Origin of the sequence: Schaalia cardiffensis (assembly GCF_016405145.1) — a bacterium.
Lineage (GTDB): Bacteria > Actinomycetota > Actinomycetes > Actinomycetales > Actinomycetaceae > Pauljensenia > Pauljensenia cardiffensis.
This window is the reverse complement of sequence record NZ_JAEKIA010000005.1, coordinates 24,439-37,329: the sequence shown is the minus strand read 5'-3', so window position 1 is coordinate 37,329 and position 12,891 is coordinate 24,439. Positions and strand designations below refer to the sequence as shown.

10 protein-coding genes are annotated in these 12,891 nt (G+C 61.1%); 9 read left to right on the top strand and 1 reads right to left on the bottom strand.

Going from position 1 to position 12,891, the window contains the following annotated elements:
• Nucleotides 1-6: 6 nt before the first annotated feature.
• On the bottom strand, nt 7-1,551 hold the full coding sequence (locus JFX23_RS04015; protein ID WP_198775838.1) for a cytochrome ubiquinol oxidase subunit I: 1,545 nt from the start codon (nt 1,549-1,551) through the stop codon (nt 7-9).
• A gap of 602 nt (nt 1,552-2,153) precedes the next feature.
• Between JFX23_RS04015 and JFX23_RS04010 the strand changes: the two genes are divergently transcribed.
• From JFX23_RS04010 to JFX23_RS03970, 9 genes are all read left to right on the top strand, one after another.
• A complete protein-coding gene (locus tag JFX23_RS04010; protein ID WP_198775837.1) occupies nt 2,154-4,904 on the top strand; it encodes an Rne/Rng family ribonuclease in 2,751 nt (916 codons plus the stop codon).
• A gap of 823 nt (nt 4,905-5,727) precedes the next feature.
• Complete coding sequence (gene rplU / locus JFX23_RS04005) at nt 5,728-6,048, top strand: 50S ribosomal protein L21 (RefSeq protein ID WP_083879432.1); 321 nt, start codon at nt 5,728-5,730, stop codon at nt 6,046-6,048.
• Between the two features lie 33 nt (nt 6,049-6,081).
• A complete protein-coding gene (gene rpmA, locus JFX23_RS04000; RefSeq protein WP_005961587.1) occupies nt 6,082-6,342 on the top strand; it encodes a 50S ribosomal protein L27 in 261 nt (86 codons plus the stop codon).
• Nucleotides 6,343-6,502: 160 nt separating this feature from the next.
• Nucleotides 6,503-8,035 carry a GTPase ObgE gene (obgE, locus tag JFX23_RS03995; RefSeq protein ID WP_198775836.1) on the top strand — a complete coding sequence of 511 codons (1,533 nt, stop codon included), beginning with the start codon at nt 6,503-6,505 and terminating at the stop codon, nt 8,033-8,035.
• The gene (gene proB / locus JFX23_RS03990) at nt 8,032-9,147 is read left to right on the top strand and encodes a glutamate 5-kinase (RefSeq protein WP_198775835.1); all 1,116 of its coding nucleotides are present in this window, start codon (nt 8,032-8,034) and stop codon (nt 9,145-9,147) included. The genes obgE and proB overlap by 4 nt, the downstream gene beginning before the upstream one ends.
• 406 nt (nt 9,148-9,553) lie before the next feature.
• Nucleotides 9,554-10,834, top strand: coding sequence for a glutamate-5-semialdehyde dehydrogenase (locus tag JFX23_RS03985; protein ID WP_198775834.1), 1,281 nt, complete (start codon nt 9,554-9,556; stop codon nt 10,832-10,834).
• 191 nt (nt 10,835-11,025) lie between these two features.
• Nucleotides 11,026-11,598 (top strand): nicotinate-nucleotide adenylyltransferase, encoded by a 573-nt coding sequence (gene nadD / locus JFX23_RS03980; protein ID WP_051057826.1) that lies wholly within the window; start codon nt 11,026-11,028, stop codon nt 11,596-11,598.
• Nucleotides 11,599-11,623: 25 nt separating this feature from the next.
• On the top strand, nt 11,624-12,004 hold the full coding sequence (gene rsfS / locus JFX23_RS03975; protein WP_198775832.1) for a ribosome silencing factor: 381 nt from the start codon (nt 11,624-11,626) through the stop codon (nt 12,002-12,004).
• Nucleotides 12,001-12,726, top strand: coding sequence for a histidine phosphatase family protein (locus JFX23_RS03970; RefSeq protein ID WP_198775831.1), 726 nt, complete (start codon nt 12,001-12,003; stop codon nt 12,724-12,726). The genes rsfS and JFX23_RS03970 overlap by 4 nt, the downstream gene beginning before the upstream one ends.
• Nucleotides 12,727-12,891: the final 165 nt, after the last annotated feature.

The window sequence follows — 12,891 nt, the reverse complement described above, 5'->3', positions numbered from 1 at the left end:
TAGTTCTCAGTAGCCGAAGGACAGAGCGCCGACGGTCTCGCCCTCGTGGGTCTTCTTCGATGAATGGATGCCCTCAAGGGCGTAGCGCTTCATGAGGACGAACCAGATGACGCCGAGAATCGCGTAGAGGAGGGTGAAGCCGATGAGGGTCGCCAGCATCTGAGCGGCGGGCACATTCGGCGAAATGGCGGAGTCGGTCATCAGCATGACGGAGCCGACCGGATCACCGTTCTCAAGACCCTTGAGGTTCGGCATGACGATCCAGGGCTGACGTCCAATTTCTGTGAAGATCCAACCGAAGGAAGCGGCGATGAAGGGCAGTGGCATGTTGAGGAGTGCAAGACGTCCGAGCCACTTGTTATCCGAAACAGCGCCCTTGCGGGTTGCCCACAGGCCCCAAGCGCCAACGAGGAAAGCGACCATGCCCAGGGCGATCATGAGGCGGAAGCTCCAGAAGGAGGCCATCTGGGGGGGACGGAAGTCGTACTGAGCAGCATCGCCGTACTTCGCAGTGAAATCGGGGTTTGCGTTGAGAAGGTCGACCATGCGCTTCTGGATGTCAGCCACGCCCTGAACCTCGGCGTTGAAGTCGTTGTGCGACATGAAGGCCGCAACTCCGGGAACTTCGACGAACTTGGTGGGCTCGGGGGTGTCACCTTCGAGGGGGCAGGAGCCGAACTGTGCGACAGTGAAGGCAGCCCCCTTGGCGTCCATGCAGATGCCCTCAGCTGCGGCCATCTTCATTGGCTGGAGTTCAACGATTTCCTGGCCCTGGAAGTGGCCGGTGGTGGTAACGCCCAGGCCGCCAACGAGAACGACGACGAAGCCGAAGCGGGCGATCGGGCGCCACACATTGAGGGCTTGCTCACGGCCAAGCTCGGTATCGGAGCGGTGTGCGCGGATCATCCACCAGGTGGCGAGTCCAGCGATCACGGAACCGGCGATGAGCCAGGCGGAGGTGATGACGTGGGTGAATTCCCAGAAGAGGACCGGGTTGGCGACGATCTGGAAGAAGCCTGTGGCTTTATCGAGTTCGGCTCGACCGGTTTCAGCGTTGAAGGTTGCGCCGACAGGGTGCTGCATCCAGGAGTTCGCTCCGAGGATCCACAGGGCGGAGAGCATCGTGCCGATGGCAACGCACCAGATGGAGACGAGGTGGAGGGTCTTGGACAGGCGGCCCCAACCGAAGATCCACAGGCCGAGGAAGGTCGATTCGAGGAAGAAGGCGAGGAGGGCTTCAACGGCGAGCGGTGCGCCGAAGATGTCGCCGACGTATCGAGAGTATTCCGACCAGTTCATGCCGAACTGGAATTCCTGGACGATGCCTGTTGCGACACCGAGGGCGAAGGTGATGAGGAGAAGCTTGCCGAAGAAACGGGTGGCTTGGAGCCAGTGCTCCTTGCCGGTCTTGTGCCAGAACGTCTGCATGAGGGCGACCATCAGCGACATGCCGATGGTCAGCGGGACGAGGATGAAGTGGTAGACGGTGGTAATACCGAACTGCCATCGTCCGATCGTTACAGAGTCGAGCGCTGCTTGCGCGAGGGTCATGAGTGCTCGCCTTCCTTGAAGAAAAGCTCGATGGATAGGGGGACGGCTTGACGCTGGTTTGGGACCATCGTCTTATGCTTGCGGCCACGATAGCCTAAAATCCTCTGTCTTCGGAGCCTTGAGGGACTTTAGGCCCTGTTTTCTGACATACCCATGGCATTCGCCAGCAAAGCTTGGAATTCTCACTCTTCCAACCCGTGAAAATAAAAGACCTCGCGTATTTCAAGGGGTGTGTGCGACCGTGGGTTGTGTACGCCCGTCCTCTTCTTCGAAGCTTGTCTTTGTGCTCAAGTCCTACCCGCATACCCAAGCTGCCCTTCGCGCCCAAGTGGACTCTTTCAATGGACTTTTTCACACTCTCAACACGTGGAGTCTTTCGCGCTCAGGACGGGGGTGGTGGGACGCCGGGATGGGACTGTGCGACAATGAGTTCTGATATCGGACGTCGTGAGCGCACCCTCGCGGCGTGTGCAGTGCCGACGGTGCCTCAGGCTCCGGCATAGCGCTTCGTGCGACGCATGAACCGTCAGGCTTTCCGCCCCCTGCGGGCGAGTACGAGGGCGCAGCCCGGTGCGGGGCGCGTGCCAACAAATGGAGAACCGTTGACTACCGATTCGATGAATTCGACTCCGGAAACCCCCGCAGCGTCACTGCTGTTCCACGCACCCGTGTTCAAAGCCGCGGAGCCGCTGCCTCCGAGTATTCCCTCGCAAGACTTAGAAGAACATGAAGCTCCCAAGCGTCAGCGTCGTACCCGCAAGGCGAAGGACGAGACAGTGAAGGAGGAGGCGGAATCCGAGAGTTCGGACACGCCCAAACGCAAGCGCCGCACCCGCAAGGTGAAAGAAGAGGTAACCCCTGAAGAGGATGGCGCTCAATCCTCTGAGGATCTTGCCGCCCAAGAAGGCGCCGAGGATTCTTCACAGGAGAACGAAGAAGAAGGGACCTCGAGTCATCGTCGGCGTCGTCGCCGCACCCGTCCCTCCGCCTTAGAGGAGAGCGATCCGAACGACCAGGTGACAGCTCTGAAGGGTTCGACTCGCCTTGAGGCGAAGAAGCAGCGTCGCAAAGAAGGGCGGCGTGAGGGCCGTCGTCGTCACGGCATTACTGAGTCCGAATTCCTCGCTCGTCGCGAATCCGTGAAGCGTGAGATGGTGATCCGCGATCACGAGGGCCTCGACCAGATCGCGATCCTCGAGGATGGCCTCCTTGTCGAACACTACGTCGCTCGTCGCACCCAGAAGTCGATGGTCGGCAACATCTACCTGGGTCGCGTGCAAAACGTCTTGCCTTCGATGGAAGCGGCCTTCGTCGATATTGGTCGTGGTCGCAATGCTGTCCTGTACGCCGGTGAAGTGAATTGGGATGCTGTGGGCCTCGAAGGTAAACCACGACGCATCGAATCGGCCCTCAAATCCGGTGACGCCGTCCTCGTCCAAGTGACGAAGGATCCGATTGGGCACAAGGGTGCCCGACTGACCAGCCAGATCACCTTGGCTGGGCGCTACCTCGTGCTCATCCCCAACGGTTCGATGATGGGAATCTCTCGCAAGCTTCCCGATCGTGAGCGCACCCGTTTGAAGAAGATCCTCAAACAGGTTGTTCCCACGGGTGCGGGCGTGATCGTTCGCACCGCCGCCGAGGGCGCCAGCGAAGAACAGATCCGCGATGATGTTGCACGTCTGACGAAGCAATGGGCTGATATTGAAGCAAAACAGACTCACACGAAGTCCGCGCCGGTTCTGCTTCGCGGCGAACCCGAGCTTGCGGTCCGTGTGGTTCGCGACATCTTCAATGAAGATTTCGCGAAGCTCCTCATCCAAGGTCCCGACACCTATTCCACAGTGAAGGACTACGTCGACGAACTCTCGCCCGAGCTTTCCGATCGGGTCGAGCAGTGGGTCGGCAACGATGATGTCTTCCACGCGCATCGGATCGACGAACAACTCGCGAAGGGCATGGACCGTAAAGTCTGGTTGCCTTCGGGCGGCACGCTCATCATTGATCGCACGGAGGCGATGACCGTTGTCGATGTCAACACCGGTAAGTTCATCGGCGCCGGGGGCACTCTCGAAGAGACGGTGACGAAGAATAATCTCGAAGCCGCAGAAGAGATCGTCCGCCAACTGCGTCTGCGTGACATCGGAGGGATCATCATTGTCGACTTCGTCGACATGGTCCTCGAGTCGAATCGTGACCTCGTGCTCCGCCGCCTCGTCGAGTGCCTGGGGCGCGATCGCACTCGCCATCAAGTCACGGAGATCACCTCTCTCGGTCTGGTCCAGATGACGCGTAAACGCGTCGGCGAGGGGCTCGTTGAAGCCTTCTCCACCAGCTGCGAAGCCTGTGAGGGACGCGGCTTCATCGTCCACGATCATCCGGTGGAGACCACGGGGGCGCAGGATCGTACGGGCAGCGCTCCGAAGAAGGATAAGCGCAAGAAGAGCGCTCCAGAGTCGCGTCGTGTTGATGACGATGTCGATCATGAAAAGGCCAAGCGGGCTCTTTCGGCGATCGCTGCGGCGAGCCGCAAGGCCGAAGATTCAGTCGAGAAGACTGAAAGCGTTCCGGATCACAATGACGTAGATTCTTTGCAGCTTGAGGGCGCTCAGGTGCAGGCTGAAGCCTTTGAAGAGCCTCCCGCCCACAAGCGTCCCGCGAGGCGTCGTCGCTCGGGCGCAGCTCAGTCAGTGGACATCCCCGCGAGCGACGAAGAGTCGAAGCCCAAGAACGATTCAGGTGCTTTGGCGGAGTTGGCCTCGCATGCTGAGCCCCACGAGGTTGACGTGGTGAAGGCTGAGGTGAAGACCCAGGAAGTAGCCGTTGAGGAGGAGACGACTGGGCAAGAGCAGGTGGAGAACGACCATCCGGGGGAGCGTCAGCCACGCCCTCGTCGGCGCCGTCGTGTGCTCTCCCTTACTGAAGAGCCGATGATCCCCGCCCTCGAACCCACGCCGAATCGCCGCGAGGCTGAACCCATGTCAATGGAGTCTCAAGAAGCGGGTGAGGCCGCGCAGGAGACTCGCCCTCCCGCTCAGAGGCGGAAGGCGACGAAACCGGGCGAGAAGTCTTTTGCGAGTGAGGTTTCCTCCCAGACTGTGCCGCAAGAGGAGACTGTGAAACGGCGTCGCCGTCGCCAGGTCTCCTCAGAATCGGTAGAACCGGCAGCTCTCACCCCCGCCTTGAGCATTGAACTGCCGAAGCGCCAAGAGACTCCTTCCACTCCGACAGCTCTCATGTCGACTGACTTGATTGCTCTTCCCGAGGCGAAGGACGCGCCAGAGATGAAGAAGGAAACCACGTCGAAGCGTCGTCGGCGCGTCGCCTCGACTGGCGTCATCGATGCCGGGTGAACTCCTCAGGGCATGAATTGCCGTTCTCGTGATCGGGAGCGGCGATTCGCGTGCGGACAATGGACAGCCCGGGTTCTGATCTCAGTGTGAAGAAAGGGGATCGCCAGCTTGTTGAATGTTCGCTTGGATGCATCGCTGATGTCTGGGCGCAGGCAAGAAGCCCAGCCAAAGGACGCGCCGATTGTGAGGTGAGCTTCTGATGCCAGTACACGGGGAAGGGGACTCAGTGTCACGCACAGTCCAGTTGCCCGAAGAGAGCTGAGTCCTGTGCGCGGGCAAGAGTTGGCGGGTGTCCAGTGCGCCAGGTATCACGCAGTTTCTAATGTCTGTGCGCGTCGAAGGGGCTCATGCGGAGCCCAGGGGCGACGCTTCTTTTGTGCGATCGAGGAGCCGAGTCGTGGGAGGAACTCAATCAGGCGCTTCTCGGATCCCCAATGCATCCTCGAAAATGCTGGCGTTGAAAAGCTGGGTGCCTGGGGATCGATGCTGGACCGCCATGTGTTGCAGTGCGTCACATGAGGGGCGCTCCGACCCTCCTGGCGGGCGCATGCCGCACTGCGAGGAGGTTGAAGAGGAACAGAGAATAGCTCCGGGTGCAGCTCCGGCACTATTCGGCAGATGCAAGCCCACGATGCGGCGAGTCTTCGAAAGTTCGAGGTGTGGAATCGCACAGCAAAAATGGGGTTGAGAGAACCCCTGTAAGTTGCCCCTCGCGGCGGTATTCAGCTAAATTTGATCGTCGGCGCAACGAGCGCCAGCGGGATGACTGTTTCTAGGCACTGAGCTGAGAAGTGAGACAGTCCCCGTTCCGAATCGAGAAGAGATGAGCTCCAACGTGGTCTACGCGATCGTCAAGGCTGGCGGCCGGCAGGAAAAGGTGTCCGTCGGTGACGTCGTCGTCGTCGACAAGCTTGCCGAGGAAATCGGCTCCAGCATCGAGCTTCAGCCGCTGATGCTGGTTGATGGCGATGCCATCACCGTCGACGCTGCCAAGCTGGGCAAGGTCACCGTCAAGGCAGAGGTCGTGGATTCCGCTAAGGGTCCGAAGATCTCCATCATCAAGTACAAGAACAAGTCGGGCTACCGCAAGCGCCAGGGACACCGTCAGAAGATGTCGGTCGTCAAGATCACTGAGATCGCCTGACCGCAGACCGATTCGAGCAGAAAGAAGTTTCTGATGGCACATAAGAAGGGCCTTGGCTCCTCCCGTAACGGCCGTGACTCGAACGCTCAGCGCCTCGGCGTGAAGCGCTACGGCGGCCAGTTCGTCAACGCCGGTGAGATCATCGTTCGCCAGCGTGGTACCCACTTCCACCCGGGCGACGGCGTCGGCCGCGGCAAGGATGACACTCTCTTCGCGCTCCGTGCGGGTGCGGTCGAGTTCGGCGTGAAGCGCGACCGTAAGGTCGTCAACGTCGTTGAGTCGGTCTCTGCCTGAGATCAGCCTTGTGGAGGGGCGTCCGGCGCTTGCCGGGCGCCCTTTTCACATCCCCCTCTCCTGCTTGCCGTGACAGGCTGAGTACAGGTGGGCGAATCTTCTACGATTCACCGGGCTCCTCGAAGGACACGGGGCCCTTCAAACAACTTGAGGACATGACATGGCGGATTTCATTGACCGAGTGACCATCCATGCCGCAGGCGGCGACGGCGGCAACGGCGTCGCCTCCATTAAACGAGAAAAGTTCAAGCCCCTCGCCGGACCCGACGGCGGCGACGGCGGTAACGGCGGCTCCGTCATCCTCGAAGTCGACCCTCAAGTGACGACTCTGCTCAGCTATCACCGCTCACCTCACCAGCGCGCCCAATCGGGTACAGGCGGAATGGGGGACTTCCGCCAGGGCAAGAACGGTCAAGACATTATCCTTCCGGTTCCCGATGGGACGGTTGTGAAATCCAAGAAGGGCGAACTGCTCGCAGATCTGACCGGCGCAGGATCGCGCTACGTCGTTGCCGAAGGCGGCAGAGGCGGGCTTGGTAATGCGGCACTCGCATCGAAGGCTCGAAAGGCACCGGGTTTTGCTCTCCTTGGTGAACCTGGTGAGGAGCGCGATGTCGTCCTCGAACTCAAATCCGTTGCCGATGTCGCCCTTGTGGGTTTCCCCTCGGCGGGCAAATCCTCTCTCATCGCGGCCATGTCAGCAGCGCGCCCGAAGATCGCGGATTACCCCTTCACGACCCTCATCCCGAACCTCGGGGTCGTTCAGGCGGGGGACACCCGCTACACGATCGCCGACGTCCCCGGCCTCATCCCCGGAGCGTCACAAGGCAAAGGACTCGGCCTCGACTTCCTGCGCCATATTGAGCGTTGTGGTGTCATTGTCCACGTCCTCGACACCGCAGCCTACGAATCGGACCGTGAACCTCTCGCCGACCTGCAAACAATCGAAGCGGAGCTCGGAGCCTATCAGGGCGACCTCGGTCAGCTCGAAGGCTATGTGCCCCTGATGGAGCGGCCCCGCGTCATCGTCCTCAACAAAGTCGATGTTCCCGATGGGCGCGACCTCGCCGAGATCATGCGTCCCGATCTTGAACAGTTCGGCTGGCCGATTCATGAGGTTTCCGCCGTGACGCATGAGGGCCTCAAGGAGCTCTCCTTCACTTTGGCTCGCCTCGTCCTCGAACACCGAGCGTCTCTTCCCGAATTGGAAGCGGCGCGCTCCGTGATCCGCCCGAAGGCCGTCGGTTCTCGGGAGGCGATTACGGTACGCCTGACCCATAAGGATGGCGAGGAGGTCTACCAAATTCGCGGTGACAAGCCCGAGCGTTGGGTTCGCCAAACCGACTTCATGAACGACGAGGCCGTCGGCTACCTCGCCGATCGCTTGGCGGCAGCCGGGGTGGAGGACGCTTTGATGAAGGCCGGTGCTTTCGCTGGCGATACGGTCGTCATCGGTGATCTCGACTCCGGGATCGTCTTCGACTGGGAGCCGACTCTCACAACCGGGCCCGAGCTTCTTGGACAACGCGGCACCGACCTGCGCATTGAGCAGAGCTCTCGTCCGACCCGCAAGCAGAAGCGCGAGGTCTACCACCAGGTGATGGATGCGAAGAGTGCGGCCCGTGAAGAGCTGTGGACCGAACGCCAACAGGGCATCTGGACCGATCCCGACGTTGAGAAGGGCTCGAAATGATCGGCTCACTGCGAGGACGCCTGAACGAGGCCGGGCGCATCGTCGTGAAGATCGGCTCGTCCTCTCTGACCCGCGAGGATGGGGGCCTCGACCTCAACCGGATCGACTCGGTTGCCCGCCTCGTCGCACGCTGGCGTTCTCCCGGCAAAGAAATCCTCATCGTCTCCTCCGGTGCGGTCGCTGCTGGGCTCGATCCCCTCGGGTTTTCCTCGCGCCCGTGGGATCTTGCTTCTGTGCAGGCTGCAGCCGCAATGGGGCAAGGACTCCTCGTCGCCCGTTGGCAGGCCGCCTTCCAGGCTCATCACCTCGATGTGGCACAGCTGCTTCTCACGACCGAGGATGTCATGCTGCGACAGCATTACACGAATGTTCGGGCGAGCCTTGATCGTCTCCTCGGTCTCGGCGTCGTCCCCATCATCAATGAGAATGATGCGGTCACCACTCGTGAGGTCCGTTTCGGAGACAATGACCGCCTTGCCTCATATATGGCGCAGATGGTCGCAGCTGACGCCCTCGTGCTTTTGACGGATGTTGATGGGCTCTACACCGCGCCGCCGAGCCACCCGGGCTCTGAGCTGATCCGCGAAGTGACCTCCACTGACCAGCTGCACTCGGTTCTCGTCACAGGGGCCGCCTCGAAGATCGGCTCGGGGGGCATGGTGACGAAGGTGCAGGCGGCGACAATGGCCGCATCCTCCGGCATTGGCGTGGTCCTTGCCAGTGCTGATCATCTTGGTGAAGTTCTCAGCGGTGAGGACATGGGTACGTGGTTCGAGCCCTCCTCGGTTCGTCCTGCGTCGCGGCGCTTGTGGATCGCGCACGCTGCTCCGGCCCGAGGTGAGGTGATTGTCGATGAAGGGGCTTCGCGCGCCATTACCCGCGGGAAGAAGTCTTTGCTTGCCGCTGGGGTGACGAGCGTTATCGGGCATTTTGATTCTGGAGAAGTTGTCGACATTGCGGGACCGACCGGGCTGCTGGGGCGCGGCATCGTCTCCTATGATTCCGATACGATTGCGCAGATGGCGGGCCAGTCCGCTGCGGATCTGCGCTTGGCCGGATGGGCGCATCCGAAGCCCGTTGTGCATCGTGATGATTTGGCGCCGCTGCTCTAAAAGGGACGGGGGCTTGAGAATCCCTGGGCTTGGACTTCTCTGGTAGTGGGCTTCCCGGGGACTACAGCGTCCCCAGTCCTGGGATTCCCTGGGACTACAGTGTCCTAGGTTTCAAGCTTCTCTGAGCGTGGGCCTCCTGGAGTGTGGTTTCCTGGGCTGGTCACTGCCTTGAACGTGAGTTCGTTGGACCTACTCCTTGTGCTCAGCGAGTTCGTGGCCGCGCGTCCTCCAAGCGCGAGTGGAGGGGTTATCCAACAGCCGGGCAACACCGTTCGAACCTCGATGTCCTCCAAGCGCGAGTGGAGGGGTTGACGAAGTCTGGAGGGGTTATATCCCCTCCTTTTGTCGTCATCCCCTCCTCTTGGCGCTTTCCCCTCCTTTTATTGGGCTGTGCGATGATGGGTCAATGGACCAGCTTCCCGATATTTCCGGCCTCACCGACGCTGCCCGAGCCGCTTCACGGGTACTCGCGAATGCGACGACCGGTTTGAAGAACCAGGCGCTCGAAGCGATTGCGACAGCGATCGTCGAACGCTCAGAGGAGATTCTTCGCGCGAACGAGTCTGACCTGGCGCGCGGCCGTGACAATCAGATGAGCGGAGGCCTCCTTGACAGGCTCGCCCTCACCCCCGAGCGCATCGAAGCGATCGCGAATTCAGTCCGTGAGGTCGAAGCCCTGCCGGACCCCGTCGGGGAAGTCATCCGCGGCACACGCAACGAATTGGGGCTGCGCATCACCCAACTTCGCGTGCCGATGGGAGTCATCGGCATGATCTACGAGGCCCGCCCGAACGTCACGATCGACGCCGCCGTGCTCGCCCTGAAAGCTGGCAATGCCGTGATCCTGCGCGGTGGAAGTGCAGCACAAGAATCGAATAAGGCAATCATTGGCGTCATGCGCGAGGCACTCGTCTCCCTCGGACTTCCCGCCGACCTCGTCCAAAGCGTCGACTCTTTTGGCCGCGCGGGAGCAACAGCCATGATGAAGGCGCGTGGCGGCATTGATGTCCTCATTCCCCGAGGAGGCGCAGGCCTCATCCGCGCGGTCGTCGAGAACTCCATCGTCCCCGTCATTGAGACGGGTACCGGGAATTGCCACGTGTACGTTGACTCGGGTGCTGATCTTGAAGCCGCTGAGAAGATCATCATGAACGCGAAAACCCAGCGCGTCGGAGTGTGCAACGCCGCCGAAACCCTCCTCGTCCACATTGACGAGGCCGAGGCCTTCTGCTCGAGCGCGCTGAGACAACTCGCCGCTGCGGGAGTGACTCTCCACCTGGATGAGCGCGCCATGAGTATCGCGAGCGCTTCGGACGCGATCCCGGCGAAATACCTCAAGCCGGTAGTCGAGGACGATTGGGCGAGGGAGTTTTTGTCAATGGACCTCGCAGTGAGGGTCGTTGACTCCATCGACGAAGCGCTCGAACACATCCGCAGGTATTCGAGCGGGCACACTGAGGCGATTTGCACGCGCTCCCTCACCTCGGCGAATCGTTTCCGCACGGAACTGGATTCGGCCGCGATCGCGATTAACGCCTCCACTCGCTTCACGGATGGGGGGCAGGTGGGGCTCGGCGCTGAGATCGGGATTTCAACTCAGAAGCTTCATGCTCGCGGCCCAATGGGGCTCAGTGAACTCACGACCTCGACGTGGATCATCGAAGGAGAAGGGACAATCCGCCCGTGAGTGCGCGCAACGCTCCAGAGTCTCAATCGGAGCCTCTTCCCTTGGGCGTTCAAGGCTCCGAGGACGCGCCCTGCTCGCGGGCCTCATCCGCGTCTCTTGCCGAAGGCCAGGGAGCCCGCCACGAGTGCGCTGTCACGAGCTCGACTCCGAAAGAGTGCACCCGGGCTCGCCCTCGTCGCTCGATCGGCATCATGGGTGGCACTTTCGATCCGATCCACCATGGGCACCTTGTCGCGGCTTCAGAAGTGATGGAGTTCTTCCACCTGGACCAGGTGATCTTCGTGCCGACCGCGATGCAACCCTTCAAGGCCGGACGGAAAGTGACCTCTGCTGAGCACCGTTACCTCATGACGGTCATTGCTACGGCCTCGAACCCGAAGTTCACGGTCTCGCGCGTGGACATCGACCGGGGCGGGACGACCTACACGATCGACACCCTCAGTGATCTCAAAGCCGAATATCCCGAGGACACGGACTTCTACTTCATCACCGGCGCCGATGCTCTCGCGCAGATCGTGCAATGGAAGGACGCGGACAAGCTCTTCGACATGGCTCACTTCATCGGGGTCACGAGGCCAGGGCATGTGCTGGACGCATCGGGGCTGCCGCGCAATTCGGTTTCGCTGGTGGAGGTGCCTGCGATGGCGATCTCGTCTTCCGATTGCCGTTCGCGCGTCGAAGCGGGCAAGCCTGTGTGGTATCTGGTGCCCGACGGCGTCGTCCAATACATCAAGAAGTATGATCTCTACGTCAATGAAGACTGAAGCAGGACCTGAAGAAGGAGACGTTTTGCCCACGACTACCACGGATCTGATCGAGGTCGCCGTCACAGCGGCGCAGGAGAAGCTGGCGAGTGATCCGGTGCTGGTGGATGTGGCGGATCGTCTCGCGATCGCGGGGTCTTTCCTGATCCTCTCGGCTCCCTCTGAGCGCCAGGTCCGTGCGATTGCCGAGGAAATCCTCGACCGGGTCAAAGCCGAATGCGGTGTCGAAGCGGAGCGCATTGAGGGCCGTACGGGAAACCGCTGGATCCTCATCGATTATGGGGATCTGGTCGTCCATGTCCTCACCGATGAGGAGCGCGAGTACTACGCCTTAGAGAAGCTGTGGTCGGATGGGACCATCACGCATCTGAGGGAGCCTCGCGAGAATTCCTTGGTGCTCTCATGAATGGTGCGAAGCGCATCGTCCTCGTCCGTCATGGTCAGACGAACTTCAATCTTGAAAGGCGCTTCCAGGGGGTCGTTGATCATCCTCTGAACGACCACGGTCGCCTTCAGGCTCGCAACGCGGGCCGCATTCTCGCGTGCCGCATTGTCACGCCGAGCCTTCAGCTCGTGCGGATGAAGGGCCTGGACACCGGCGGGCAGGTGCGAATCCTGAGTTCGCCCCTATCGCGGGCTTTTGAGACGGCGTCGATCATCGCCGAGGAGTTTGAGGGCGTGGGTGCGGATTTCATGGGCCCCGTGGTGGATGAGCGTCTCATTGAACGCGCTTACGGGGTCTTCGAGGGCAAGACCGCGGCTGAGGCTGAAGTTGATCATCCTGCAGAGGTGGCGCAGTGGCGCGAAAGCGGCGAGTCCGAGGCTGCGGGGATTGAACGTTCTGATCTTGTGGGTTTGCGCGTGCGGGCTGCAGCCCTTGAGGCCGCCTCTTCGATGGACGAGGGCGGGACGCTGATCCTTGTTTCGCATGGCAGTGCGATTACTCGTGCTCTTGTCACTTTCATGGGCTTGGACCCTTTGGTTTTCGACGAGATGCGGGGCTTGGACAATTGTCACTGGTCTGAGGTGGTGCATGTCGGTGGAGGCGGTTCGGGAGCGTCTGGTCGGGGAGCGTGGCGCCTGGCAGCGCACAACATTGGCTACCGCGAGGATGTTCTCGGAGCCTGAAGCGAATGCGGTGCCGCACCCGGGCCAGGGGCCTTCAGATCGAGTGGGTGAAGGGAGTGGGCGGGGACGGCGGGGCGTGAGGCACGGGGAATTGTGGCTGGACTGCATCGCATAGGACGGGCGAGGAAGCTTTGGGCAATACGGGACAGTGCCGTGCAGCCCGTG